This is a genomic window from Desulfosediminicola sp. (assembly GCF_048381775.1).
Classification (GTDB): Bacteria; Desulfobacterota; Desulfobulbia; order Desulfobulbales; family Desulfocapsaceae; genus Desulfopila; species Desulfopila ganghwensis.
On the sequence record NZ_JBLXGE010000001.1, the window covers coordinates 88,365 to 114,321 of the forward strand.

The following is a 25,957-nucleotide window of genomic DNA, read 5'->3' on the forward strand; positions in this document are numbered from 1 at the left end:
AGAAGGGAAGGGGACTCGTTTAGACAGCTTGCGCTTGCTTGAATCGCACAAGTGAGGCGAGCAGGTCGCAGGTCGGGGTCGGTACATTATGTTTTGCACCCATGGCACTTACATAGCCTGCCAACCCATCAACCTCAGTAGGTTTACCATTCTCCAGATCCTGGAGCATTGATGGGCGATGGTGATATGTTGCAGGGATAAGTTTGGCGTAAAAGATCTCGCGATATTCATCTGCGCTTTGCCACGGAGTCGTTCCACCTGTGGCGGTGATTATGGCAAAGGTTTCTGTAATTACCTCATCAATTATTGCCCTGGTTTCCTCCCGTTCAACCAGGGCACCATAGTGCACGCCGAGAATCGCTCCCAATGGATTGAGGCTGCAGTTGTATAACAATTTGGCATAAAGCGACTGGTGGATATCCGGCACAGCCAGACATTCATGGCCTGCAGAACTAATCGCCTCGGCAAGTAACCTGGCACTGGCCGGAATTTCTCCTCCACTGCTGCTGCCCACATGAATAGCATCCGCCGAGACGGTGATTTTCACCAAACCAGGCTCAACGATCTCAAAACCGGTGATCACCCTGCTGCCCAGGACCCGCTCTGAGCCAAAACGCTCAACCAGCTGTTCGATATTGCCACAGCCGTTCTGCATGGAGACGAGAGTTTTGATCTGGCCGTCGATTAAGCCGAGATCATGCACCGCCTGCCGGGTATCGTAGGTCTTGGTGGTGATGAGCGCATAATCATATCTTTTCCGGGCCTGGCTGACATCGGGCAACAGGCCGAGGCTCGTAACCGGCCCGTAATCGCCAAAAATGCCGGTAACTTTAAGACCGTTCTCCTTAAGGATCGGAATAAAACGCTCTCGTAAAATCAGGTCCACCTCGTGGCCTTCTGCAGCCAGCATACAACCCAGCGCCTGGCCTAAGGCACCGGCCCCGTATATAAGAATCTTCACATATCCTCCCAGATGAAAGCACAACAAATGATAGTGACTCTAACCGGAATTTCTCATCAGTTCAGGCAGAGTCAGATTGATTAAACGATATCGTTACAAGACGAATACAACGCTCACAACACATGCGGAGGTAACTATAGAGAACAAAAAGAGATCACGCAAGCAAAGCAGATGAATGACAAGGTGGCGAACGGTTCAGGCTACCGTGCGCGGTTGCCAACAAAAGCATCATAGAGAGTGGTCACGGTTGCCTCATACTCCGACTCCGCAACTCCGATGATGATATTCATCTCTGACGCACCCTGGTTAATAACCCTGATGTTGATGCCGGCACTGCCCAGTGCCGAAAAGACCTTGCCGGCAATTCCGACAGTGCGCACCATGCCCTCACCAACGACTGCCACCAGCGCCAGGTTCTTTTCGATGTAGAGTGAATCAGGCTCAAGTTGTCTGTGAATCTGCTCCAGCAGCACATCATCAAGGCCACGAAGCTGTTGTTCCTCAACAATGACACTGACCGAGTCAATCGATGCCGGGAATTGCTCGAAGCTTACCCCATGCTCATTGAGAATACCAAGCAGGCGGTAGACAAAACCTGTCTCCCGATTCATCAACGACTTCTCCAGGCATATCATCGAAAATCCTTTTTTTCCCGCTATACCGGCAACTTCAGTGGACTTCAACTCCAACTCACTGAGTTTGGGTACTATCATTGTTCCTGGATCTTCCGGCCTGTTGGTGTTTCTGATACGGATAGGAATCCCCGCTTCGCGTACCGGCAGAATAGCCTCATCATGAAAAACCGAGGCCCCCATATAGGCCATTTCCCTGATCTCGCGAAAGGTAATCTCGGTAATTGGCTGCGGATTGTCAATTATGCGAGGATCAGCCATCAGGATTCCCGAGGTATCCGTCCAGTTTTCGTAGAGCACGGCACCGGCGGCTCTGGCTGCTATTGCCCCAGTAATATCAGACCCGCCACGGGAAAAGGTTTTCACCTCACCATCACGGTCACGGCCATAGAAACCTGGAATAACATAAATCTGCTCCTGGTCATTCAGCCGCTCGCCCAATAACCTGTAACTCTCCCTGGCAATAGTGGTATTGGCCCGAACAATGATTGCATTGGCGGGATCAACAAATTCCGCCCCGAGGTAATCAGCGATGAGACGGGCGGAAAAATATTCGCCCCGGGAAACAGTGTAGTCGCGACTACAACCTCGAAGCAGATCTTCCTGGAACTCATCCAACTCAGTCAGGACACCATTTTCAATACCAAGTTCTCTGCTGATTTCTGTAAAACGATTGCGAATGAGCTGAAATGGCTCCGTGGGGTCTGTGTCCATTGCTACCATCTCATGACAAAGGTAGAGCAAGTCTGTAAGTTTACTCTCACCAGCATGGCGCTTGCCGGGGGCGGAGACAACGACAATCTTACGCCTGTGATCAGCTTCAACAATTGCCTTTACCTTTCTGATCTGCTCTGCATCGGCAACGCTAGACCCACCGAACTTAACTACAATTCTTTCCATTCGATCACTCCGGATATTATCAACAGACACAATCTGCCAGGGGAATTCGCACACTGCAATCGATATCGTTTTCAGTGCAGTATTGCACATTCAACTGGGCCAGGCGACCGTTATAAGAATCCATAAACATCAACTCGTCATGGGATAACGGATAATCGTCGGGGAAATTCACCGGGCATGCCGATACTTCAATTGCGCCAGCCTCTTCATCAATATAGGCCAGGGGCAGCCCTTGCGTTCTACAAATAACAGGGCGCACTTCGTATACACTGCAAAGCCCATCCTTCAGCAGACTGCAACTTTCTCCATTATTTTCAGCATTGACGTTCTTCGCTACTGCTGCCTCTGCAACAATGGCAGCTTCAAGCGGCAGTACACTAAACTGGATACAACAGCCATCACATCCCGGCCCACACTTAAGCTGCTTCTGCAATTGTGTGGCTGAAATTTCTGATATTCTCTCATCCAATTCCATTATCAGTTGGATATAGGCACGGCCAATTGCCGGTGATAATCGTTTGAGTCTTTTTCCAATCATACAACACACCTTATTTATCTATCATGTTCATATCCCAACAATCCAGCAACCTGCACCGCCAATTACCAACGCCACCTAACAACAAAAAGCCCTTGAAAATAAAAGCTATTTCCGTATTATCCAAACAGAGGTACACGATCATTTAACCAGCTACCATGCCGCTTAGTTGTATTCGGGCTGATTAGCTTATAGCAAATATGCTCTACTTTGCATCTTAATTCATTCCAGAGGGACCACGAGCATGAAAACTTATCTCCGCCATCCGGCAACAATTACAGCCTTGGTCTTTTTCGGCCTCATCGTTCTCTTTTTGTTGTTTCTCCCACTCGGCAGCAAAATCTACCTCACGCATTGGCTGACAAAAAATGGCGCAGACAAGGCCACCATTGAGAAACTGAATTTCAATCCTTTCAACGGAACACTGACCCTCAATGGAGTCCTCGTCCAGACCGGAGATACGGAACCAATTCGCCACGACACCCTCATTGTGGATCTTGGCCTTGGTTCACTGTTTAAGAAAAATGTACTCATTGAGCGCATAACCTACCGTGATCTCTATTTTGAAATGGAACAATATGATGATGGTTCATGGCGTTACGGCTCATACACACTCAAAATCGACCCTGCAACCAGTAACCAGAGTGCCCAGGAAACTATCGAACAAGCCTCAGCCAATGCTACGCCCTGGGCTCTTGCTGCCGATATGGCTGTATTGGAAAATTGTACAGTCCATTTCAAAACCCCTGCACTGGATTTCACAATCAACGTCGACCAGGCCCTGCTTGATAATTTTTCCACCCGTGGCGGTCAGCCGGACGGTACGCTATCTCTCACCGGCTCGGTGAATGGCAGCCCTGTAACTCTTGATCTCAGCAGCCTGCGAATTTCCCCGGAGTTGTTTTTTGAGGGGAAGATACAAATAGATGAATTTGGTCTTGATAACCTGCAAACGTTACTTCAGGACGTATTCCCCACGTTTGCAGGCAAAGCGAGTATCAACGGGCAAGCGACATTTAGCCTCAATCGCGAAGGCGAAATGGTTGTTGATTACGACGGAATTATCGCAGGTACGGGTATCGAGATGCGCTCTGAACCGTATTCAAATGCTGTCCCAGAGGTTAACTGGCAAGGTAAGGTCAAATATACTCAAGGAGCAGCCAACCCCATTCTCATAAAAACCGATGGAACGCTTACAGCCAATGACATCAGCCTGGAAGTTCCCGCTGCAAACCTGACACTCAGCGATGGAAGCCTGGAGAAAACCGGGACAGCAACCGTTTCCATAAGCGATGGGGTTGCGGTTGATACTGATGGCGAGCTCAACGTCTCCACTATTCAAATGGCCATTGGCGACATGTCTTTGAATGAGGAGAGTATCGACTGGCAGGGTGTTGTACACTATTCTTCCGGTTCTGAAATACCAATGACTGTTCAAACGGATGGTGTTCTTGAAGGTTCGCAAATAGGTATTCAAATACCGGCTGCACAGCTTGCTATTCCAGCAGTAGACCTCAAACTCACCGGTAAGGCAGAAGTAACGATAGACGATCTTGTAGCTGTAGACCACGAAGGTACGCTCGAAACCAATATCGCCTCAATGGAGTTTGCTCAACTTGCAGCCAAGGAACATCAACTGAATTGGACTGGAAAACTCCATTGGGATTCAGAAAGCATTGGAAATCTCGCAATCGCTGGAGACGCGGACAGCAATCTCGCCTCCCTTAATACCGGTGGCAGCACTCCAATTTCTATTGGATTTGAAAATATTAATTTCGTTGGATTGCAAGGTGAAGGAATATCCAATTTCAATGCAAACCAGGCTGTCGCCAACAGCCTGAACGCATCAATTTCCGGCAAAATGCCACTCAACCTTGTGGTGGAAAATACTAAAATTGACGGCCTGCAGTTGAGTGATCTAAAAGATTTCACAGCTAAAACCATTTCTTTAACACAGTTCAGTGCGGCTTCAGAAAAAGCCGGCAATAACCTTGCGACTTTTGAATCCCTTAAATTTGATACTGTTTCAGCATCCATTGCACCTTCTTTTGATGCAGAAACAATTACTCTGCAAAACATTTCATACCTGCCGGCGACAGGTAAAAGCGAACACGACTTCTTAAAACTGGCGTCCCTGATTGCCAATAGTATCCACTACGATGCCGAAAACCTCAACGGAACCACTATAAAGCTATCCGACCTTCTGGTAGATATGAGACGGGAGAAGGATGGTGCGATGGACTTCAGTAAACGCATGGCAGATATGCAGTCAGGTCCCCCTCCCAGCACAGAAGAGACAAAATCGGAAGATAAACCACAACAACCCACTCCTGAATCACCTGCCATTCATATAAAATTTGATAGTATAGAGGTGGGCGGCAACTCATCATTGGCTTTTAAGGATCAATCCCTTACCAAACCATACAGTACAGAGCTCAAGCTCAGCGAACTCAAGATTTCAGATGTCGATTCTTCCCGAAAAGACAAACAACTCGATCTCAATCTAAAAGGCACTTTTGAAAAAGTTGCGCCCTTTAGCATATCAGGCACTGCAACACCTTTCACCCGTGAGAAAAACTCCGATCTCGAAATATCATTAAAGAATTACCCTCTGAAGAGCTTATCTCCATACACCATCGAATCCGTGGGAACTGCTTTGGCCAGCGGCAGTTTGAAAGTAAAGAGCGATTTAAAACTGAAAGGGAATACCCTTGATTTACAAAACGACCTCCACTTAGAGCAGGTCAAAACATCAACAGTCGACCCGGCATTAGCCGCCCAGCTCGACAAAAAACTGCCGGTACCGCTCGACGCAGCCCTTGGCATGTTGAGTGACAGTAAAGGCAACATTGACCTGCAAATACCTGTTGAAGGCAAGCTCGACGACCTCGATATTGGTATAGGCGACGTTGTTGTCACCGCCTTGAGTAAATCGATTGTCTCTGCAGCTTCCAGCTATTTTCTCTATGCGCTGGGTCCATACGGGGCACTTGCTTATGTGGGCATGAAGGTTGGAGAGGGATTGCTGGATATACAACTGCCGACAGTTCCCTTCACCGTTGGCAGCGCTGAGATTATTCCTGAGCAGATTGACTACCTCGATCGTATAGCTACGATACTCAAAGAAAAACCAAATATGGATTTATATATCAAGCCGCATGTGAGTCCTTGGGAGGTATATACAAAAAGGGAAATGAAGAAGTATGAAGGAGGTCAGGCAATTATCGACGATGAAATCCAACAACGCCTTGATGCTTTGGCTGCCGCGAGGGTGAATGCCATCAAAGACTATCTGGTGAAAACTCATGCCGTCTCTACTGACAGGCTACTATCTGACACTACTTCGGTTGAGCTCAAGAAAGACGGGAAAATAGAGGTAGGGTTGGAAATCAGGTGATTATTGGGAAGAAACTACATACTTCAATCTGGCTTCCAGTAATTAGTGCAGCACACTTGCGGTCTTTCCAGTGTTTTTACCATGCCTTGTCAAGCGACTGCCCAGCCGCCCCTCTATGAGCTTTGTCTTCATAAATACGTGTGAAGATAAATGCATGGTATGTGACAAAACCAAAAAGAATATATATTTCCCTGTGGCTAAGCCAGCAAAAACAATTATAGGGATACTCCTTGAATTATTGATATTATTCGGATTGTTTATAGTAATAGTCGGAGCCACGATGGCTGATATCAATATTAATGAGCAAAGGAGATGTATAATATTAGATTCTACCATTATTATAACTGCAGTAATCGCAATTTTGAAGCATTTCAAATATTTTCAGAAACTTAGCCAGTCGCCGCAATCCCAATTCAATTCTTTTTCTAATTGTTTTATTTCAGGATGAAAAATAGACTTAAGGAACTCTCTTTCCTCTTTAGTCATATGAGACACATAGGGCCGAGAATGCACATTTTTGCCTTCTATACTATGGAATTGAGATATTCCCAGAAACTCAGCTACTTGGTTGAGAGTGCCATTGGGGTTTTGTTTCAGGTCTTCATTTTTCAAAACCAAGACCTGTTCTCTAGAAAAGTGTATCCAAATCTTTCGTAACTGATCTAAATAGTGTCCTCTATCAATATAGGAAAACTTTTTGTGTTGATATGGGAGTGCCTCACGGCATCTTTCACTCTCGGTATTGATAGCATCTATAAAAGGCAAGTTATCAACCTTTTTTGATCGCTGCATATTCCAGTGTGAATATGCTCTTTCAATAGGGTTTCGTAAAATTACAATAAGCTTCATTTTGGGGTTATACTCAAATATTCGTTTCGACGAATTACCCCAATACATGTATACCGGTGTAGCTTCCCCTAAAACCTTATGCATTTTATTAGGACTAAAAAAAGCATGATATTTTGAATAATTTGGATTTCCATTAACGAAATATTTTTCATTATCGAAATAATGGACTTCCTTTTTATTCGCCATACATATCTCCGGGTGCTCCCGGAGATATTCATCTAAAGCTGTCGTCCCACCTTTTTGAGCACCGCATATAACGAAATCAACGATTCTTTTGAAGGGTAAAAGTGCTTTGAGTTCTCGGTGTAATTTTCGGTATTTTTTCTTAGCGCTACTTATCATTAAAATCTTCTCGCTTGTCCAATTCAAATCATAGTTTACAGTTGCTTCAGTTCATCTTTTACACATTGTTTCTCACTGCTGTCTCATAAATAATGACGTAATCTCATATAAAGAAAGGCTCGGAGAGCTGCTTGTGTTAAAATGAAAGCTAGATTCAAGTAATAAGTGCAACACTCTTACCTATAAAGGCTTCCAAGGGAATTAGCCCTGCAAGTATCTTTCTCGGTGTTAGTTTTAATAATAAAATCCTATCCTCTATTTCCTGCTCAGACAGAACCGAAATATCAAACCCTTTAGGCCAGAAACGTCGAATCCTGCCATTTGTATTTTCGTTGGTGCCTCGCTGCCAACTGGCATGCGGTTTCGCAAAATAGATATCAGCATTTGTTGCCGCTGCAACCTCGGTATGAGTAGCGAATTCCGAGCCGTTGTCTAGAGTAACTGTCCTAACAAAGGGGACTTTACTCAGCAACCCAGTCATCGCAGAAGCGATTTGCTCCTTGGTCTTTCTGGCAATACGTTTAACGAGGGTAAACCTACTCATCCTGTCAACAAGCGTTGCCAAATACCCATTGCGACCATGTACCGTGTCACCTTCCCAATCGCCGACACGGGTGCGCTCATCCACTATTGCCGGCCTTTCAGATATATCCCTACGATTCGGTATCAACGAGGCTCCTGCCAGGCTTCTTCTCTTTCCTCCTTTCCAACGTCTCTTGCCGAACCTATGCAGCTGCCTGAACAAAGTACCGCCACGAGCCTTATCCTCTTTGATCCTCGCATATATACTGTGCTGTGACATAAGCCCAGCTCAGGAGGCAGTTCTATTCGCATTCTGTGGCTAATCGCTTCCGGTGACCATCCCAGCGACAGGGATTCACTGATGATGCGGTTTGTCTCAGCAGATCTTTTGTGATTTTTCTGTGCTTCAGCTCTCCTGCTATCACTCAGATTTTGTGCAATGCCAAGATCATAACCAGCAGGGCCGGAATTTCGCTTAAGCTCCCTGCTTATCGTGCTTAAGCTGACTCCAACTTCTTCAGCAATGGTTCTAATGCTCACCCTGGCTTTACGTAGCCCTGAAATCTGGTATCTTTGTTCCTGGGTGAGTTGTCGGTAGTGTTTGTGTTGTTTCATACAGTGCAGACCTTGGTTAAGTGTAGGAGCTGACACCATACCGTCTACTCACTCACTTTTCCATCTTCAGTCTGCTGCACTTATTGTACCAATCCAGCAATCGCCAAAAGACAATTAAATACAAAGAGATCCGAACCATGACGTATTGTAACACAATTCTCAATTAGATTGCTTCATTTCTTCCGAGACATGATTTTGAAAAGTTGGCCAAAATCTATCATGGTGGCCAAAAGTTTCGCCCCTTCAACCGCTGGACCCAATTTATGGCGATGACAATCGCCCAGATTACCAGAAGGAAAAGCCTTCGTGATTTGATTAGCAATCTTGCTGTTGAGGATAAAATCATCTATCACCTTGGTATGAAGCCTAACGGCAGGGCGACACTTGCACGAGTCAACGAGCAACAGCCTAACGATTTATACCGAGAAATCTTTTTCAAACTGCTCAAGCGTTGTGAAACTAACGCTCCACAGCACCGCTTTAAATTCTTAAGCGGTTATTAAACCCCACTCACAGTACCAGCCATTCGTAAATCATCAGCTTTCAAGTTCATCGGCAACAGCTTCAATAGATCTGAACGAGATTCTGCAAACGGCAATTTTTCAGAAAGGTATTTCAGATAATTATACGGTTCCAGATTGTTGGCTTTGGCAGTTTCAACAAGGCTATAGAGTGTATCGCTCGCTCTTGCACCTTCCTGTGTGCCAGCAAACAGCCAGTTTTTTCTACCAACCACAAATGGGCGTATTGCATTTTCAGCCGTGTTATTGTCCGGCGTCATTTCCGGAAAATCAAGATAGACCAGTAAGCGTTTCCATTGGTTAAGTGTGTAATTCACAGCAATTCCAAGTAAACTCTTCGATGCCACTTGGTCAGCCTTTTTGTTAAGCCAAAGGAAGAACTCGTCTAGGACAGGCGTGGTCTTTTTTCGACGCAAGGACAGCAATTCCTCACTAGAAAGCTTATATTTTGCCCACTCTTTCTCCACAGCATAAAGCCGTCGAATATAGTTCAACGCCACGTCTGTACTGCCCGCCTTTTTGGTTTTGCCACGACTTTTTTGTGCATCGATAAATTTACGGCGAACATGTGCCCAACAACCCGCATGGGCAATATCCGGTTGTGCATCAAGAAAATTATATGCTGCGTAACCATCTGATTGCACAGCTCCCGGGTACCCTTTCGAGCAGTTTTTTTTTAGCAATCCTTGCTGAACGGCTTGGAGCGTAGTGATAGAGGATTCCTGGGTGGTGTGGATCACCACCGCGACATATCCACATATACGATTTACTTGTTGGCGCCCGTCCCGGTTCAGCCAGGATCTGGAGCGAAGTTTCATCGATATTGATTAACGGACCGGAATGAACCTCCCGCCAAAGTAGTTCGAGAAGCGGCGTGCAGGCATTTGCGGCTTTCATAGCCCAGTTGGCCATGGTTGCCCTGGGTATTTCAGCTCCCAATCGGGCAAATTGCCGTTCCTGCCGATAGAAAGGCAGTGCATCGCAGAATTTTGCAGTAAGTATATGGGCGAGTAAGCCTGCAGTGGCGATACCTTTGCTGATAATCTGCCTTGGTGGTGGGGCGATTTTCACAACCGTTCCTTCAGCCTCCAACCCTTCACAGGATTTGCAGGCATATTTGGGGCGGATGTGACGTATAACCCGAATAATAGCTGGAATAATATCCAGCTTTTCTGAAATATCCTCACCAATGCGATTCAGTTCAGCTCCACAACTACAGACTATATCACTTTCAGGAATATCGTGTACGATTTCGACCCGAGGCAGGTTGGCCGGCAATGGCTTGCGTCCTCGTTTGGCTCGAGTATGTTCTGGAACTTCTACAACCTCTTCAACCGATTCTACCTCAGGTTCAGGCATGTCAAATAGTGACAACTGCATCACGCCTGCTTCTGCTACACCTTTTTCACTTTTCTTGCCAAACAGTCTGGTATAGAGCAGGTGGATCTGCTCTCGCAATAACTCGGCTTCCCTCTCGTAACGACGTTGGGTTTCAATGAGAAGACGTTTGAGCTCTGCTGGATCATCAGGAAGGGTTGCTGTTTCTAAAATCATGCCCGCAACATACCACACAAGGGGTGTGATAACAGCTATTTCAAGGAGTATCTCAGTAGATATTACGCTACTGAATTGTAACTGGGCTGCGTGTGTGCCTGTTGCAGATCAAGGCCATGTAAAAGCCACCGTAAGGCCGTCTCATGAATTTCGATCACCTCATCTTCGGATTCAGGCCAGCAAAAAATATCTGCCTCCAACCGCTTCTGCCAGATGCAGAAACCGTTTTGATACCAGTAAAGAATCTTGACAATATCCCTTCTCCGGTTGCAGAAAGTGAAGAGGTTCCCTGAGAAAAGATCGAGATCAAACTGATCTCCCACCAGAAGAGACAGGCCGTTTATCGACTTGCGCATATCTGTGGCTCCAAGAGCGAAGTAGACTCGAACATTTTCCGGAGTGGGAGTCATCTAAGCTGCTCAAGGGCTGTCACAACTTTTTTCAATTGCTCAGGACAAACGTCACCGTGAATTTCAAGCTTGAAGCGATCAATATGTACAGCAAGGTTCGCAGGCGATGCCATAACATTTTTGGCAGGATTTGGAGATGCCACAGTAAGTGGATAAAACGTAGTCTCTTTTAGGTCCCTGCCACTCAGTTTGCGTTTCCAGTAGCAAAATGTTGCCAAAGCAATGCGGTTTGTCTGACAATAAGCTTTCTGGCTTTGGCTACTGGATTGCCAGGCACTGATATGTTTTTGCCAGTAGTCCTGCTTCTGTAGATGTTTCATGGTGTATACCCCCTTGGTTATAATTAGGCATACAGGAGCATGAATTTATTGGCTTGAAAAGATCTGTGTTAATTAGGCGCTTACGTAGAACTCGATAACCTGGAAGCGAAGTGGGACAGCAAATACCCCATTGTCATCAAGTCATGGCGCAATAACTGGGACAAGCTGATCCAATCCTTCAAATACCCTGAAGATATACGACGCATCATCTATACTGCGAATACCATTGAGGCGGTCCATCGCCAGTTTCGCAAGCTGACCAAAACCAAGGACGCGTTTCCGAACCAGGACAGCTTACTTGAGCTCCTGTATCTGGGAATCCAGTATGCCCAAAAAAAAAGGACTATGCCCATTCGTAACTGGCCATCTTCTTCGAGGGCAGACAGGATGAGGAATTAGGACTTTGAGAATATGAAGAATTTAGGTATGAATATGGGGGCATTGACCCGCTCCACCGAAAGCCAGCATCTCCGACGAGCGTTCGTGAGAGACCCAGTCTCGACGCTGGCTTTCACCTCCACTCACTGTTGAGGTAGAAACATACCATATTGGAAGATGACACAGATTTTTGAACATTACCGACTTGTTAGCTGAACGAAGCACAACGCAGGAGACCATATGACTCAAAGACAACTATTTTGGCTTCACATCAAGAAGTCGGCAGGCATAACCACCCGCTCCCTACTTCAACCACATTATGTAGAGGTTGATCGGGTAAAAAAACCGAAAACATTTATTCAAGCTTCACCTGAGGAATACAATGATATTCTGAACAACTATAGAGTTGTTTTAGGAGAATACCAATTTAAGCGCTGTCTCTTTGCCAAAAAATATCTTTATCCTGAAAACTGGGATGATATCTTTTCTTTTGCATTTTCTCGCGAACCAACTGATAGATGTGTAAGTATGTTTTATTACCTTTATTGGAGGGATTCTGGGCACATCAAGAATATAGCTCGCTTTTTAAAATATTTTATAGCAAGTAAAAAGCTGATGAGTAATACTTCTTACGCTTTCGATGTGTTTTTGGACTGCGTACATGAAGCACGCATGAGCGATTCTATATATCGCCCGCTAGGAAACCATTTCACGACACACACTGCACCAATGTGGGATGACATCACAGATTTCAGTGGAAATGTGCTTCTTAAAGAGGTTTACCGTTTAGAGAATCTAACTGAAGGCATTAACCGAGCATTCGAGGAATGCGGAATTGCAAAGAGGCTTAATAGTGGTGGCGAGGTATTAAATAAAACCAAACGCAGAAAAACATACAATCCCAATCAAAGCCAAAAGAAGAAAATTGAAGAAATTTATTGTAACGATTTTGAAATTTATGAAAAAGCATGGCATTGATTAAATCAGCTAACAAGGCGCTACACTCGGATGGCAATTCCGCTGCGCTCCATTGCCTCCGGTGAGCTTGATCGTTATATCATTTAATGACAATCTGATTACCACCAAGCCTCAGCAAGCCTAAGTTGGCGCTCTGGAATCGGGGCAGTTTGTGACGCATGACAAATAAGCGTTTGCAATAAACGTTGAAGATCAAATCGACGATTAAAGCGATAACAGAATTCAGCCAAGTATCGAGGTAAATGCCTATGATTTAAAACGTGATACGTTCCGACAATCGAGTTCTTAACATTACCTATCACCTTCAGCCAATCGAAAACATGAAAGTCAGGGTCTCCATATCTTCCAGTTGTTTTGATTGAAAACTGGTCATGCCCCTGATTGTTGAAGTTCTGGAAGCAAGGTAGGCCATCAGAAACAATCACTGTTGCAGCTTCAAGATGTTTGCCGCCCCAGTTCTTCGTATTGTTGGAATCAAAACCAGCGATTCGGCTGAAACGAATATACATCGGGTGGCCTTTCTTATTACGTTGGATTGCAGCGATAAATGGTGTTTTTCCTTCAGCAACTCGACCACGCTTTCCACCAGAGTGCTTTCCACCCCAATAGACATCATCGACTTGTACAAAAACTCCGAGGCGTTTTGAATCGTCAGAAAACTTCATAACCATCTGGATCTTATGCTTAATACGCATGGCAGCTGTTTGCGAAATACCAAGAAAACGTTGTAATTTCAGAGAGGATACACCTTCCTTTGACTGACTTATTAAGTAAATAGCGAGAAACCAGATTGTTAGGGTACCTTGGTCGACGCAAATATGGTGCCGGCTAGCAACGAGGCCTGGTGCCTACATTTACGACATTGCTACAAGGATCGCGATCGAATGAAGTAGTTCTTATCATGACTACATTTCGGACAGCGATATCCTTTAGGCCACTTATGGCGGAATAATCGAGCAAGGCATTGCTCCTCTGTACCGTATTGCGGTTGAAAATCAAACGAACTGACCCCTGATTGAAAGTGAATGTCGCTTCGTTTAGCCATATCAGAGGCCTGTTGAGTTTCGTAGAGTATGCCCTGGTTAGGGTATCATATAGTGACAACCCATGAAAAAAATGTGTCCGGCTGAGCTTTAGCGGTAATCAGATATGTTTTTCCTTCGATTCAAAGCTATTTAATTTAACCACTACTCAAACAAAGCATAGTAATTTAATGATATTTATAGCCCAACAGGTCAAGATCCTCTTTATAAATCAACTCAACTTTCTTTATCATTTCTGAATCATAATACTCTTTATAGTATCCTGGAAATCTATTCGTTTGATTCAACTTCACCAATTTCCTTCCTGATCGAATCCTCTCACGCACATAATTAAAATCTTCTTCCAAATTTTCATACCTCCCAACAAAATCAACACCGATACCGTTGCCATCAAGACTCTTCAGCATAGTAGACTGCGGTAAAAAGTGAACTTTTTTGGAAACGTTATCTTGGGACAACCAGTCCATAACAAACGACTTAAAGCATTTATAATCAGCAATATTGTCTTGCATCCATTTTTGATCCACCTCATTAAATCCCCCCTTTCTCAAGAAAGTATAGGCTGAAAAAAGTCGATCCCAAGGATTTCGGACGAAAGCAAATTTGAAATAGTTTTGGAAGTCTTTTCTTGAAAAAATGACTTCATATTCCGCTAACGTTGTGTGCCCACCAGCAAAAGAGTTATAAAGGCTATCACACACAGAAATTCCAGCAGCTTTAGGTATATGTACAAAGATACTTTTGGTATTATCAAAGCAAGTATATGTGTATCCTTTATATATACCTTTTTTCAACTTAATCATTTTCTTATACTTATCCCTGTTAAGTAAGAATAAATATAGTCTCCTAATGTCATGACAATTAAACATACTGCTAACCATCCATAAAATGCAAAATATACTAATTCAAACACTACCCCTTACATTACCCAAGGAGCAAAGTTGGTACAAACATATCAACAATGAAAATACTTCCCTTGACTTTATCTTCAGAGGTTTTGACCATTACTATCAAATATTCCATACATGTTTAGCCTAGGAAGGCAGTGAACAGGTGATCTAATTCTACACCATCTTCAACAAAGGTTAAAATAAGGTAATACAAAGGATAATCACTTAAGAACAACCAAAAAATGCGCTTACCATGGATTCTCTAGAAAGGTGGCTTTTAATACAGTAGTATTATTCATACAAGTAGGGTGGCAAAGACATTGGACTAACAATTTAATACCAGTAGAGTATCATTGTTTTGACATTGCCGCTCGTAGTGTTAACCAAGGAAAACTCGTGTTGCCAAAGTTATCATTAATCTCACATGTATTGATATCCCCATGAAAAGAAATACTGCTAGTAATACTCATCAGCGATAGAAATACCATGATAATGCAGCATTCCAGATAGTATGATGAATTGCCAACTTACCGATTTACAAAGACGGTAAGAATTTTACTTTGCCAGATATCATATATTAAGATTACCGATTGCATTCAGTGCTATGGCTGAGAAAAATGAGGGTTTGCCTAGTGGTCCGCCCGCCTGTTTGCTAACGAATTATTTACCACTCTCAAGTTCAAACAGACCTAAGTAGGGTGAGTATATCATCGTCGCTTTTCACTTTATGCTTGAATTTCGTTGTTACAATGACTGAGCTACCCGCCAACCGTCTAATATTTGATCTTGAAATTCCCTCTTTGGATTGGGTGACAAATAAAGTCGCAAAAAACTAGATGGATAATTTATTTTTTTTTGGAAAGAAAGAACCAACCATTGTATCGCTTGTAAGTGCACGTTCGTATCAGCATTCAGGAATTTGATGAAGATTTCTTATAATACAAGGTAATTTTTTTTGGATAATTGCATCGAGGTCCCATATAGCCCTCAAGCAAGCGATATCTGATCAACTTATCTATACATTGTTTGCCATATCTATCGAGAAACCTCTTCAAACTACTGCCTTTCCTAAATTGAGCGTTGGACCTGGGCATGTCGTTTCTACCTGTGGGGATTATCAAGGAGATTATGTCTTGTCTAGCGTCAAACAGTGACCACCCAAAGAAATAGTTTTCGTGCTAAGCTTTGGGAGTGAAAAAATTATAATTTTATTAATTACCCGACTAAGTAAAGAAATTATTCATCAGAATATATGAAAATATTCGAACTATCATCTGACAATTTGGACATATTCTCTTGCCTTTTCAAAGAGGTTAATATCTCTTTCATACATCATTTGAATCATCTCCAAGTCTTTTTCGTTTAAATTATACCTTTTTTTGCTATCTGTTCTATTTTCCCATTTTTCCTTAATTGGAAAACCTGTCTTCTCTTCAAACTGTTTGGAAAACAAATCCAGTCGTTCTATAATTCCAAAGTGGAAATACCTGGATTTAAGAAATGTAAAAGCGTCGTCATGGTCATTCCGACCAGTAACAAACCAGGTTAATGGGTTGTAAGCAGACTTGTTTTCACTCAAGCATTTAAGATAATCGGACAAACTTCGAGTCCCTGCAATCTGATCAACCCCCACTCTGTAGACTTTGCGAATTCCAGGTATTTCCTTGAAGTTAGTTCTATTATAATGATACTCAGACACTACTCTGTCGATAGGATCCCTTAACAGAGTTACATATCTTAAATCCCATTCCGGTAACAGCGGTGTTCCGTATTTCATGTGACCAGAAATAATATCGCCAGATCGTGCCTTAGAGGATATGTTTGCCCACATCCCTTTAAAACTTAACGCATTGAAACGTAAATACCCTTGCAGTCTATTCCTAACCACTCTGAAATCATGTAACCCACCCTGCCCGGTACTCCGAGTTAAGGATGAAAGCCTGAATACTTTATTATTAGGCATCCCCCCACTGATCATCTCGGACAGAGTTTTGCTCCCCGATTTTGGTATACGAACAAGTATATATAAATGCATAGAGTACTGAAACCTATTCAATTTTATTGATCTGCGATTATCATCACCGATTAAGCAGTTATCTTGCTATAGCTTAACATCACCTTAAATTTATCTTCTAAAAACTGCAGAAACCTTCCTGTTTTCACTTTTAGCTTCAGCATTTTTATACCCAAATAACACATTCTCACACCGTAAGTCGATGAGATATGTTTCAAATAAAGATTAGATGGAATTTTTTTCCTCTGCATCACCTTATAAAAACCCACAGCACAAAGACTGACCTCCATAGATTTTCTCTTGGAATCACTGCAACATCTGAACGCAGTATCAATTATTGCCATATAATTCAGCTGATACGCTTCACTATATTTTTTTCTTTGAGTGATAGAGTGATCGTGGATCCTGTAATTTACCAAGTAATCATCTACTGCATACACACTCTCAACATCTGAAAATATTTTCCAATAAATCTCCTCATCTTCATGTACAATACCTGGCATAAATCGTATTTTATCAAAAACACTACTGTGGTATATTTTATTCCAAACCATTGGTTCCAGCGAGTAGACATTATGTCCACAAGTTGAAAGCATACCAACTTTTCTGTTAGGCCTATATTTTTTGCTTTCACCGGATTTTTGTTCAACTTTTAAAACACCACAACTCGCGACCTTCACATCCTTTTTAAGCGCAGCAAGAATCAATACTTCCAAGGCCTTGGCATGAATCCAATCATCCGAATCAAGAAAGAAAAAATATTCGCCTTTTGCCTTACCGATACCTGCATTTCGTGCTTGAGAAAGCCCTTTGTTTCTCTGGTACACAACAGTGATTCTGGAATCTCTCTGTGCATATCTTTCAAGAATTTCTCCAGAACTATCGGTAGACCCATCATTCACACAGATAATCTCTATATGGGAATATGATTGCTGTAAAACTGACTCCATACAATCACCAATATATCTTTCGACGTTATAAACAGGTATAATAACGGAAATTAACGCCCTACTCTTCTTCATACAACAAGACCATATCAGATAAAATTTCTACATACCTATTTCTTAAACAAAAATATTCTTTATATATCGACTGAGGCTAAACCTCCGGGCAGATGAAGGATCGTCGAAACAGTGAATCAACCCATAAATCGACTCAGGCCTATACCTTGCTATTATGGTAAGACTTCTTGAAATCTCTTCTCTATTATTAGCCAGTTTCGACCTATCTTTTACATTGTAGGCTTTAAATCTAAATTGTCTTACAAAAGACTCCTCAATACAACAAAGCACATCTTCACCATACGGCGAGTACAACTGCAACCCCCGAGCAAAGGCATTCAACTGCCGACAGAAAGAAATATGAGGATCTTTTTTGGCGGTAATACTATCAGGGTGTTTTCTGTGATAATACAACACATCCGACATCAGAGACACGCTCTTGGCTTCGAGAAATGCTCCAAAGTTAACAAGATAGTCCTCTCCAAAATCAAGCCTTTCCTCAAATTTCATCTTTTTATATTTAGCTAAAGTGCCTTTCCTATATATCTTCCCCCATAGCACTCCGCTTCCGTATCCTCTCTCAGCGAATTTTTTCAAGGTGCCTGAACTGTCTACTTGGTCACCGAATTTTTTTATCCCTTTTTGAAGCGTATTATTCCCATCAATTACTCGATGACCACATACTGCAATATCACTTTCATTCGCAATAATTCTCTTCAACATTGCATCAATCATACCCACGCTTACACAATCATCACTATCAACAAAACAGACATATTCACAAGAGCTTAACTCAACACCTCGCCTCCTTGCCTCCCATATCCCATAGTTCCTCGCAAGATCGATCAACCTTACTCTGTCATCAGTGTCAGCATAACCTTTGACAATACTGGCTGTATTATCTGTTGAACCGTCATCAATTACGATAATTTCTATAGCCTGGAATGTTTGCCTTACCAAAGAATCCAAACAGTCTCCAAGATATTTAGCCGCATTAAACGCTGGTACGATAATAGATACTCTCTGCATGACAGTCTTTTCTTTTATATATCTGTTCTTTCAGCCTGAATCATCTTACTCAGGCAGTCTGTTATACTGTACTTGCCAAACACCTTCTCGATCTGTCTATCATTTCTCTTGCACATATTATCCTTTTTCAGAGCTACCTTTTGTGACCCTCTGACATGCCTGAAAAATCTATCAAAGTGATTTATACGTCTGCATCGTCTAGACACCAACGACGTCATTGCTTTTAACCAGATATCATCCCCATATTGACATATGTCCATAAATATGTCGTCTCTTGTCAAATCACCATGAAAACAACCTGCTGGATACAATACCCCACCGGCACCTACAGGGAATACCAGTGCAGATTCCAAATCAAAATCTATATATGGCCAAAATCGATAGGGGTTTGTCTTTCCGTCTGGCCGGAATGTTATCAATCGTGCCCGATGACATAAAATACTCTCCGGGTACATCGCATGAGAGTCCACGAGAGATTTCAGCCAATTGATCGGATAGACGACATCGTCGTCACAGGTTACAATTGTATAGTCCGGGAATTGCTGCTGGCAGGGGATGATTTTTTTATATGATTTCAGGTCATCACATTCATGTATCTCAAGCCCATATTTTTCAAGCTTAAATACCTTTTGGGGAATCTTTTTAATATCAGAGGTGCAAATCCACAAACAAACCTTTTCCGGTTTAACCGATTGTTTTAAAATTGAGTTTATAACTTTATGAAGCTTAGGCAACCGCGGTTCATAACTTGTCATAGATACGATCAGTTTTTCTTCAAGTTGCCCACCACTATTAAATCTCCACTTATTTAAATCCATAAAACAGCAATTCCCTCAAAAATTCCCCTCATTATTAAACAGAAAAAAATAACTTACAGACATTCTTAACCAATTTATTTCTCCACCCCTTCCACTAAAACTCCCCCCGAATTCAAGTAATAAGTGCATAATTATTCCTGAAAAAGATATCCAAAGGAGCAAACCTATTTAGTACTTTTTACTGTGTTAAGTCTAGCATCTTGCCCTTATTGGCCTAACAAGTACATACAGATACACACCTATACTTCTTACATATTATAAATTTATCAATAGTTAGACATATTATAAGCCACTAGTCAATATCAAAACCCCATTTCTTCACATCGAAACCAAATTCAATATATAATCTTTTCATATCCAGCTGAAGGGACGAAAAAATAATATTTCTTTCAGCACTTGAAAGTTTACGCTTTTCTTTTTTGGGCAATAGGTACTGAATAAACTTTGCACACTTGATTAATTTTGGTTCCACACTGGTAGCATTGTGTGCCACATAGTTTTTAGGCCTAAAACCATCTGATATATTCAAAAAATCATACACTTGAGTCATCACAGTATCTGGTGAACAACACAAGTCATCGAAATCTACAACAAGAAATTGGCTTAAAGGAAAATATTCTAAATATTGCTTGAGTTGTATGTAATAATTACTAGTTTTCAACAAATGTCTATCATTAATTTCTAAATTCCAGCCGGATTTCCTCTGCATATAATTGTAGTGTGATTCGATCCTGTGAAACGGGTTACGTACAACATAAATAAATTTTGGCGCTATTCCATAGTTAAATATATTTTTTGCAACATTTTTTTCAGATGGATATTTTGTATACCCTGTTGAAGCCTCCAACACATATTTATGTTTTGAAGGGTCAAAGTCAAACAACTCGGAATAATTATCGACACGCACGCCATGCTTTTGATTTTCTGAAAAATATTCTGGCTCTTTAGTTTTACATGGACATATTTCTGGGTGATCTTCCAAATAGCTAAATAATGAAGTCGTTCCACACTTCATTGCTCCAATAATCATTGCAAATCTATTGAAAGGTATTTCTCCGCTCACTTAGTCCTCACAACTTATCCCTTGTTAAACCTTTTTTAGCCCACTTTACAATTCCAGACCTAACAGATAAAGCACCTAGCCCGAAGTATCGTTTATCATTAGATTCCCCATCCTTCAACATTGCCTATCAAACAACCACCTCACAGCTATCTGTGCGCAAAATAAATCAGAATAAACTACCATATTGCGAAAACCTTTCCACATAGACTTTCATTTCTTGGAATTAATTAAGGATAACAGCCCAACATTTTGATACACATTTCCAAATTTAGCCATAACGATTGTGAGAATCGAAAAATTCAGTTATATAAATCAGGTTATATGATGCGATACTAACTATCCGTTTTTTTATGGTTACTAATAATGGCTGACAAAATTGACATACTTCTTGGATTGATCACCTGCAAAAGGCCCAACTACCTCATTGAGCTACTCGACAGCCTCGCCCGACAATCAATTTTTAATACCGAAGTCAATGTCAGTACATTAATCGTTGATAACGATCAGCAACAAAGTGCCCGACATATCTACCAGAGTTACTCCAACACCTTCCCTGGAAAATTGGAGTACTATCATGAAACCAAACAAGGCATCCCATATGCCAGGAATCGAGTTCTCTCCCATGCAGCTCAGCAAGAATCCGATTATATTGTTTTTATCGATGATGACGAGACAGCATCTGTCACTTGGCTCGAAACACTCCACACTCTAATCAAAGAGAATGATGTTGACGCGATTCAAGGGCTGGTTGTCAGTATTCTTCCAGATGGCAATCTCCCAGGTTGGGCCAACAAAGCGAAACGTAAAGAGGGCAATAAGAAGGAAGGATGTTCTAGAATTGGTCTATCAACCAACAACGTGATCTTCTCCTCACGCCTCATTCGCGATCTCGGCCTACGCTTTGATGAGAGCTTTGCTTTAACAGGGGGGAGTGACATGGATTTCTTTGAAAGAGCTGCCAAGCTAGGCAGCACGCACATTTGGACGAATAAGGCTATCGTTTATGAAAAAATACCACAAAGCAGACTGAACCTGAGTTGGCAGTTCCAACGTCTCTTTCGTGTCGGAGCTACCAACACGTACATGTCTCTTCAACAAAAAGGGTTTCTCCCAACGCTATTGCGATATGTGCCTAAAATTGCTGCCCGCATACTCTTAGGCCCAATTATTCTATTATTACTCGGAATATTCTCAAGCAATATGCGACTTCTTGCTATTCAATGGATCGGCTCAGCGATTGGCCATACCACAGGATTTCTTGGAATAATGGGTCAAGAATACTCGAAAATACATGGCAATTAGCAGTATCGGAAATAGAATAATGCGGCACAACAACTGCTAACCAGTGAAGTCCTTAGTAGTCTCCTTCCATGATCGCTTAAGAACATTATCCTTTTCGAATAACCACTTCACATTTGGCACAGTCAAATTCAAGCTTATACACTCCGGTATTGTCGGTGAGAGTAAAGACTCCAGCATTCTTGCCGTTGCTCTTCAGCCCCTCGGCACCAATAATCACTGTTCCACCCCTCGGACAAAGCCCCAACTGTGCTTTCAGGCAGTAGCGGGTGCGCATAAGTTCTACTCTTTCCTCTCTAAGCAGTCCTTTACCAGCAATCTTGAAGTTTTTTACACTATGTCGGTTATAAAAAGCCCTCGCCCTCTCATTATTTATATTTTCCTGATATGTCACTGTATCGGACAGCCACAGATGCTCAGTTTGATCCAACTTTATACTAAGGCGTTGGTAGCTCGACAAACGTTGCTGTAAATGATTGTCACAGGCTAGGCGTCGCAACTCATTAATTGCAGAAACAGGATAGTATGATTCAGGGTCAACTTCCACAGACACAGATTCAACTTCATATACTGTTCCGCCGACTTTTCGTAGCTGCCGTTCGATAACACCAGCCATCATACCTCGTTTTTTTGCAACCTCTCGGCCTATGGTCAACTTCGTTTGAGAACTCAGCATATCCTCGTCTTCTATATCACAAACAAGCCCATTTTCATTATCATACACTCGTATGCGAATCTGCAATGACCGACATTGCTTGCTTTGTTGCAATTCCCTCAAGAAGGCGACATCGGAATTACGATAGAGCAATGCTCCCATATGAGGAGAAGTCTTTTCACGATGGAAGACAAACTGCTCACCACCACGGCTTTCAACTCTGTTGGCTTTTAGTCCGAGGAGTTGTCCACGTTCATCAAAATAGCAAAGCCCATCGCCATTATTTATCTGCTTATCTGTAGCAACTGTAAACCTATCCCTTTCGACTCCAATAACGTTACCCAGCTTTTCACCCAGAGATTTTGGTGTATCGATAGAACCTGGAGTATTTCTCTTCTTCGTCAGGAAGTAGTCGGTTTTACCACGGTTAAACGATTTGCTGGTATCAGGAGTAAATGAGAATTGGCACCGCCCTGAAGAAAGTCGCTGCAAGCTGTCATCCGCGTCGATAATCTTATCAAGGGCTTTACGGTAATAGGCCGTGACGTTTTTTACATAATCGACACCTTTTAACCGCCCCTCAATTTTCAATGAACTGACACCAGCGTCGATAAGCGATTGAAGATGCGCGGACAGATCAAGGTCTTTCAGGGAAAGAAAGTATTTATCTTTTGCCAGGATCTTCCCTGAGCCATCCCTAAGTGTGAATTTATGTCGGCAGAATTGAGCACACTCACCACGATTGGCACTCCTGCCGGTCATCACTTCAGAGATATAACATTGCCCACTATACGACACACACAGTGCACCATGGACAAAACACTCTAATGGAACCGTGGACTTCGCCCGTATCTCCTGAATCTGAGCCAGACTCAGCTCACGAGCCAGAACGATCTGTTGAAAACCACATTTCTCCAGGAACTCGACTTTCTCCGGAGTTCGATTGTTACACTGGGTCGAGGCATGCAGCGGAATCGGCGGCAGGTCACATTCAAGCAATCCCATATCCTGTATAATCAGAGCATCTGCACCGGCATCATACAGTTTATGCGCCAATCTGGCCGCCTCTTCAATCTCACCATCATTGAAAATGGTATTGAGAGCGATATATACCCGGGCATTAAAAATGTGGGCATGACGTACCAGCTTCTCTATATCGCTTAGGGAGTTACCTGCGGCAGAACGGGCACTGAACTTCGGGGCTCCGATATAGACCGCATCGGCACCATGATTGACTGCAGCAATACCGCAGGCCAGATCCCTTGCCGGGGAGAGTAATTCTATTGGATGTTGCTGCATAACTTCACACACACTTTAAATACAACCAGGAAGAAGCTTCTTTAAAAACCAAGCTCTTCATTTATCAACACAACTTTTATCCGTCCTTTAGGGAAGGATTTTTCCGTAATCGTCCAGCTATTGCAAATTCGACCCGGGCTTTTGCAATCTTCACAGTGGCTCGTCTTCACACATGGGGTCTTGCAATCGAGGCGCATGGCATTCACCGGCGATGCGTACTCTTTAATCCTGTACATCGCGCTATCGAGATCAGGTACGATCTTGTTGCGACCAATAAGGATCACCACCTGCTTCGGACCGAAGGTGATTGCGCTTACTCGATTACCAATCATATCGAGATTCACTAAATGACCCGCCTCTGTTACAGCATTGGTCCCAGTAATATAAAAATCAACCAGCAACCCCTGCCTTCTACGTTCCAGCTTTTCTTCAGGTGAGATATTTGGTTCATCGGGACGAAGCAGTTCAATGTCGTTTGAGGCCAGCAATGCATCGTGCAGCCCTGCGGTCTTCATTGTCATTGAACCGCCATAAGAAACAGATTTTGCTCCACTCTCAGGCAAGATCTTATCAATTACCAACTTGCCTGCCTCAGATGCATTCTGGGTTACAAACACCTCGAAATTGTTTTTCTCAAGCTGAATACGCAGTTCTTCAAGACGAATCTCCCAATACTGTTCAATCGGATTTTCCACAACCCCTCCTATGTTTAGCTATCGGCTATACCGACAGCACAAGCTCTTTAACATTTCGATACAACTGGATATCGCCTTCATATAGATCGTTTATTAGTTCCATCTCTTTGGCTGAGAACTCAGGGGTTGATTTTTCTTTTGTTACATTGCTCCGGTCAGCAGGTATCTCGCACCCTAATTTATCACCTAATTGCTTGGCAAACAGGTTAATTTCTTCAAGCACCCCAAAATGGAAATAGTTATCCTGCAGAAAGCCAAATGGATCTTCATGGAATCCATCACCTGTTATATAGCGTACCATCGGATTTGAATACAAATTCTTATTAGCAGATAGATACTCGAGGAACCCACGAAAGGATTTGTTTCCAGCGGCCTTGTCGGAACCCGTTCTGTATACTCTTCTATGAAATGGCAAATTCCGGTATGAATGGCGACTGTAATAGTATGCTGACACTACTCGCTCAACCGGGTCTCGCAACAAGGTTATATACCTATAGTTGCAACCGTCCAATGTAATCGCCCCATAAGGCATATGCGCCGAAACGATGTCACCATCATGACATTCTTTAGAGATGTTGCGCCACATTGATTTTTCACTGAAAGCGCCATACCTCCTTTTCACCGAGAGCATATTGCGCTTCAACCTGATTCTCTCTATGATATTAAGACCAGCAGCTTCACCCAAAGCCGACAAAGGATACAGCTTGTTATCTGGTAAAGCATGCTTCACCATGTTCTCTAAAGAGGTACTTCCACACTTGGGTATTCTGATTAAGACATATATATTCTTCATTCTGCTACCACCACAACAACATCAATACTCAGCGCATTACACCTGCAAGTCAAACTGGAAGCGCTCAAAATGTCATCACTTCATACCCTTCTTTGGTAAACCGTTCAAGGGATGGATGCCCCTGCATATCGCTGCCGAATTTGAGGCCCTGCTCGCAAGCTTCGTCGTAAGTCCCCATCTTTACAGAGCAGGCTTTACAGATACAGTCGATAAGTGATTGCTGACGGAGCTGTGAGTAGAGTCCGGCGAATGGCGCATCTGGTTGAGCCAAATCTTTTATCAACCTGGTGGCAGCGCCTTCGATGATAACCTCAACATGATATCCTTTCTCCTGGTAATCCAGAGCATACAACATCACATGGGAAAAGCAGACTAACTCTCCGGTATAGGCAACAAGGGCAATCTTTTTCATGATTCATCTCCTCGATCGATTGGAAATTGATA

General features: G+C 42.8%; 24 protein-coding genes and 2 pseudogenes. 5 read left to right on the forward strand and 21 right to left on the reverse strand.

The features are described from left to right. Positions 1 to 19: 19 nt before the first annotated feature. The 3 genes from ACN5NT_RS00395 to ACN5NT_RS00405 all read right to left on the reverse strand — a co-directional run bounded on the left by ACN5NT_RS00395 (position 20) and on the right by ACN5NT_RS00405 (position 3,031). On the reverse strand, positions 20 to 961 hold the full coding sequence (locus tag ACN5NT_RS00395; RefSeq protein ID WP_419174079.1) for a ketopantoate reductase family protein: 942 nt from the start codon (positions 959 to 961) through the stop codon (positions 20 to 22). Between the two features lie 200 nt (positions 962 to 1,161). Continuing rightward, positions 1,162 to 2,493 (reverse strand): aspartate kinase, encoded by a 1,332-nt coding sequence (locus ACN5NT_RS00400; RefSeq protein ID WP_419174080.1) that lies wholly within the window; start codon positions 2,491 to 2,493, stop codon positions 1,162 to 1,164. 19 nt (positions 2,494 to 2,512) lie between these two features. Further along, entirely contained in the window at positions 2,513 to 3,031 is a 519-nt protein-coding gene (locus tag ACN5NT_RS00405) for a YkgJ family cysteine cluster protein (RefSeq protein WP_419174081.1), read from the reverse strand. 241 nt (positions 3,032 to 3,272) lie between these two features. Here ACN5NT_RS00405 and ACN5NT_RS00410 point away from each other — a divergent pair, with 241 nt between their 5' ends. Further along, positions 3,273 to 6,425: a DUF748 domain-containing protein gene (locus ACN5NT_RS00410; protein WP_419174082.1), complete on the forward strand. Its 3,153-nt coding sequence runs from the start codon at positions 3,273 to 3,275 to the stop codon at positions 6,423 to 6,425. A gap of 381 nt (positions 6,426 to 6,806) precedes the next feature. On the opposite strand, the gene ACN5NT_RS00415 is transcribed toward ACN5NT_RS00410, so the two are convergent. The 3 genes from ACN5NT_RS00415 to ACN5NT_RS00425 form a co-directional block, all read right to left on the reverse strand. After that, on the reverse strand, positions 6,807 to 7,616 hold the full coding sequence (locus ACN5NT_RS00415; protein WP_419174083.1) for a sulfotransferase domain-containing protein: 810 nt from the start codon (positions 7,614 to 7,616) through the stop codon (positions 6,807 to 6,809). A gap of 154 nt (positions 7,617 to 7,770) precedes the next feature. Continuing rightward, positions 7,771 to 8,361, reverse strand: coding sequence for an IS30 family transposase (locus ACN5NT_RS00420; protein ID WP_419174084.1), 591 nt, complete (start codon positions 8,359 to 8,361; stop codon positions 7,771 to 7,773). Continuing rightward, complete coding sequence (locus ACN5NT_RS00425; protein WP_419174085.1) at positions 8,283 to 8,753, reverse strand: transposase; 471 nt, start codon at positions 8,751 to 8,753, stop codon at positions 8,283 to 8,285. Before ACN5NT_RS00425 ends, ACN5NT_RS00420 begins: the two co-directional genes overlap by 79 nt. A 167-nt stretch (positions 8,754 to 8,920) precedes the next feature. Between ACN5NT_RS00425 and ACN5NT_RS00430 the strand changes: the two genes are divergently transcribed. Continuing rightward, positions 8,921 to 9,256: a DUF4372 domain-containing protein gene (locus tag ACN5NT_RS00430; protein ID WP_419174447.1), complete on the forward strand. Its 336-nt coding sequence runs from the start codon at positions 8,921 to 8,923 to the stop codon at positions 9,254 to 9,256. Here ACN5NT_RS00430 and tnpC read toward each other — a convergent pair. The 3 genes and pseudogenes from tnpC to tnpA form a co-directional block, all read right to left on the reverse strand. Next, positions 9,253 to 10,828 (reverse strand): annotated as a pseudogene (gene tnpC, locus ACN5NT_RS00435) (IS66 family transposase). The gene ACN5NT_RS00430 and the pseudogene tnpC overlap by 4 nt on opposite strands. Before the next feature lie 62 nt (positions 10,829 to 10,890). Next, positions 10,891 to 11,238 carry an IS66 family insertion sequence element accessory protein TnpB gene (gene tnpB / locus ACN5NT_RS00440; RefSeq protein ID WP_419174086.1) on the reverse strand — a complete coding sequence of 116 codons (348 nt, stop codon included), beginning with the start codon at positions 11,236 to 11,238 and terminating at the stop codon, positions 10,891 to 10,893. Next, entirely contained in the window at positions 11,235 to 11,558 is a 324-nt protein-coding gene (gene tnpA / locus ACN5NT_RS00445; RefSeq protein ID WP_419174087.1) for an IS66 family insertion sequence element accessory protein TnpA, read from the reverse strand. The genes tnpB and tnpA overlap by 4 nt, the downstream gene beginning before the upstream one ends. A gap of 78 nt (positions 11,559 to 11,636) precedes the next feature. Here tnpA and ACN5NT_RS00450 point away from each other — a divergent pair. Together ACN5NT_RS00450 and ACN5NT_RS00455 are read left to right on the forward strand one after the other, a co-directional pair. Next, positions 11,637 to 11,965, forward strand: a pseudogene (locus tag ACN5NT_RS00450) (transposase); the annotation flags it as partial. A 211-nt stretch (positions 11,966 to 12,176) separates the two neighbouring features. Beyond that, the gene (locus ACN5NT_RS00455) at positions 12,177 to 12,914 is read left to right on the forward strand and encodes a sulfotransferase family 2 domain-containing protein (protein WP_419174088.1); all 738 of its coding nucleotides are present in this window, start codon (positions 12,177 to 12,179) and stop codon (positions 12,912 to 12,914) included. 98 nt (positions 12,915 to 13,012) lie between these two features. On the opposite strand, the gene ACN5NT_RS00460 is transcribed toward ACN5NT_RS00455, so the two are convergent. The 8 genes from ACN5NT_RS00460 to ACN5NT_RS00495 all read right to left on the reverse strand — a co-directional run bounded on the left by ACN5NT_RS00460 (position 13,013) and on the right by ACN5NT_RS00495 (position 20,772). Next, positions 13,013 to 13,732: an IS1595 family transposase gene (locus tag ACN5NT_RS00460; RefSeq protein WP_419174448.1), complete on the reverse strand. Its 720-nt coding sequence runs from the start codon at positions 13,730 to 13,732 to the stop codon at positions 13,013 to 13,015. A gap of 47 nt (positions 13,733 to 13,779) precedes the next feature. Next, the gene (locus tag ACN5NT_RS00465) at positions 13,780 to 13,959 is read right to left on the reverse strand and encodes a transposase (protein WP_419174089.1); all 180 of its coding nucleotides are present in this window, start codon (positions 13,957 to 13,959) and stop codon (positions 13,780 to 13,782) included. 165 nt (positions 13,960 to 14,124) lie between these two features. Next, positions 14,125 to 14,760, reverse strand: coding sequence for a sulfotransferase family 2 domain-containing protein (locus tag ACN5NT_RS00470; protein ID WP_419174090.1), 636 nt, complete (start codon positions 14,758 to 14,760; stop codon positions 14,125 to 14,127). Between the two features lie 1,357 nt (positions 14,761 to 16,117). Beyond that, positions 16,118 to 16,810 (reverse strand): hypothetical protein, encoded by a 693-nt coding sequence (locus ACN5NT_RS00475; RefSeq protein WP_419174091.1) that lies wholly within the window; start codon positions 16,808 to 16,810, stop codon positions 16,118 to 16,120. A 122-nt stretch (positions 16,811 to 16,932) separates the two neighbouring features. Continuing rightward, positions 16,933 to 17,883 carry a glycosyltransferase family 2 protein gene (locus ACN5NT_RS00480; RefSeq protein WP_419174092.1) on the reverse strand — a complete coding sequence of 317 codons (951 nt, stop codon included), beginning with the start codon at positions 17,881 to 17,883 and terminating at the stop codon, positions 16,933 to 16,935. Between the two features lie 42 nt (positions 17,884 to 17,925). Beyond that, positions 17,926 to 18,891: a glycosyltransferase family 2 protein gene (locus tag ACN5NT_RS00485; protein WP_419174093.1), complete on the reverse strand. Its 966-nt coding sequence runs from the start codon at positions 18,889 to 18,891 to the stop codon at positions 17,926 to 17,928. Positions 18,892 to 18,905: 14 nt separating this feature from the next. Then, positions 18,906 to 19,709: a hypothetical protein gene (locus ACN5NT_RS00490; RefSeq protein WP_419174094.1), complete on the reverse strand. Its 804-nt coding sequence runs from the start codon at positions 19,707 to 19,709 to the stop codon at positions 18,906 to 18,908. 292 nt (positions 19,710 to 20,001) lie between these two features. Further along, on the reverse strand, positions 20,002 to 20,772 hold the full coding sequence (locus ACN5NT_RS00495; protein WP_419174095.1) for a sulfotransferase: 771 nt from the start codon (positions 20,770 to 20,772) through the stop codon (positions 20,002 to 20,004). Positions 20,773 to 21,135: 363 nt separating this feature from the next. On the opposite strand from ACN5NT_RS00495, the gene ACN5NT_RS00500 reads away from it, so the two are divergent. Continuing rightward, positions 21,136 to 22,074 (forward strand): glycosyltransferase family 2 protein, encoded by a 939-nt coding sequence (locus ACN5NT_RS00500; protein WP_419174096.1) that lies wholly within the window; start codon positions 21,136 to 21,138, stop codon positions 22,072 to 22,074. Between the two features lie 85 nt (positions 22,075 to 22,159). On the opposite strand, the gene ACN5NT_RS00505 is transcribed toward ACN5NT_RS00500, so the two are convergent. From ACN5NT_RS00505 to ACN5NT_RS00520, 4 genes are all read right to left on the reverse strand, one after another. Next, the gene (locus tag ACN5NT_RS00505) at positions 22,160 to 24,025 is read right to left on the reverse strand and encodes a peptidase U32 family protein (protein WP_419174097.1); all 1,866 of its coding nucleotides are present in this window, start codon (positions 24,023 to 24,025) and stop codon (positions 22,160 to 22,162) included. Between the two features lie 41 nt (positions 24,026 to 24,066). Further along, the gene (locus ACN5NT_RS00510) at positions 24,067 to 24,720 is read right to left on the reverse strand and encodes a lactate utilization protein (RefSeq protein WP_419174098.1); all 654 of its coding nucleotides are present in this window, start codon (positions 24,718 to 24,720) and stop codon (positions 24,067 to 24,069) included. 25 nt (positions 24,721 to 24,745) lie between these two features. Then, positions 24,746 to 25,513, reverse strand: coding sequence for a sulfotransferase family 2 domain-containing protein (locus ACN5NT_RS00515; protein WP_419174099.1), 768 nt, complete (start codon positions 25,511 to 25,513; stop codon positions 24,746 to 24,748). Positions 25,514 to 25,577: 64 nt separating this feature from the next. Beyond that, positions 25,578 to 25,925 carry a cytoplasmic protein gene (locus ACN5NT_RS00520; RefSeq protein WP_419174100.1) on the reverse strand — a complete coding sequence of 116 codons (348 nt, stop codon included), beginning with the start codon at positions 25,923 to 25,925 and terminating at the stop codon, positions 25,578 to 25,580. Positions 25,926 to 25,957 lie beyond the last annotated feature (32 nt).

Bases quoted from the DNA above. Each gene is read 5' to 3' on its own strand.
- ACN5NT_RS00400 (WP_419174080.1), bottom strand. From the start codon at position 2,493: ATGGAAAGAATTGTAGTTAAGTTCGGTGGGTCTAGCGTTGCCGATGCA.
- ACN5NT_RS00405 (WP_419174081.1), bottom strand. From the start codon at position 3,031: ATGATTGGAAAAAGACTCAAACGATTATCACCGGCAATTGGCCGTGCC.
- ACN5NT_RS00410 (WP_419174082.1), top strand. From the start codon at position 3,273: ATGAAAACTTATCTCCGCCATCCGGCAACAATTACAGCCTTGGTCTTT.
- ACN5NT_RS00415 (WP_419174083.1), bottom strand. From the start codon at position 7,616: ATGATAAGTAGCGCTAAGAAAAAATACCGAAAATTACACCGAGAACTC.
- ACN5NT_RS00425 (WP_419174085.1), bottom strand. From the start codon at position 8,753: ATGAAACAACACAAACACTACCGACAACTCACCCAGGAACAAAGATAC.
- tnpB (WP_419174086.1), bottom strand. From the start codon at position 11,238: ATGACTCCCACTCCGGAAAATGTTCGAGTCTACTTCGCTCTTGGAGCC.
- tnpA (WP_419174087.1), bottom strand. From the start codon at position 11,558: ATGAAACATCTACAGAAGCAGGACTACTGGCAAAAACATATCAGTGCC.
- ACN5NT_RS00455 (WP_419174088.1), top strand. From the start codon at position 12,177: ATGACTCAAAGACAACTATTTTGGCTTCACATCAAGAAGTCGGCAGGC.
- ACN5NT_RS00465 (WP_419174089.1), bottom strand. From the start codon at position 13,959: ATGGCTAAACGAAGCGACATTCACTTTCAATCAGGGGTCAGTTCGTTT.
- ACN5NT_RS00470 (WP_419174090.1), bottom strand. From the start codon at position 14,760: ATGATTAAGTTGAAAAAAGGTATATATAAAGGATACACATATACTTGC.
- ACN5NT_RS00475 (WP_419174091.1), bottom strand. From the start codon at position 16,810: ATGCCTAATAATAAAGTATTCAGGCTTTCATCCTTAACTCGGAGTACC.
- ACN5NT_RS00480 (WP_419174092.1), bottom strand. From the start codon at position 17,883: ATGAAGAAGAGTAGGGCGTTAATTTCCGTTATTATACCTGTTTATAAC.
- ACN5NT_RS00485 (WP_419174093.1), bottom strand. From the start codon at position 18,891: ATGCAGAGAGTATCTATTATCGTACCAGCGTTTAATGCGGCTAAATAT.
- ACN5NT_RS00490 (WP_419174094.1), bottom strand. From the start codon at position 19,709: ATGGATTTAAATAAGTGGAGATTTAATAGTGGTGGGCAACTTGAAGAA.
- ACN5NT_RS00500 (WP_419174096.1), top strand. From the start codon at position 21,136: ATGGCTGACAAAATTGACATACTTCTTGGATTGATCACCTGCAAAAGG.
- ACN5NT_RS00505 (WP_419174097.1), bottom strand. From the start codon at position 24,025: ATGCAGCAACATCCAATAGAATTACTCTCCCCGGCAAGGGATCTGGCC.
- ACN5NT_RS00515 (WP_419174099.1), bottom strand. From the start codon at position 25,513: ATGAAGAATATATATGTCTTAATCAGAATACCCAAGTGTGGAAGTACC.
- ACN5NT_RS00520 (WP_419174100.1), bottom strand. From the start codon at position 25,925: ATGAAAAAGATTGCCCTTGTTGCCTATACCGGAGAGTTAGTCTGCTTT.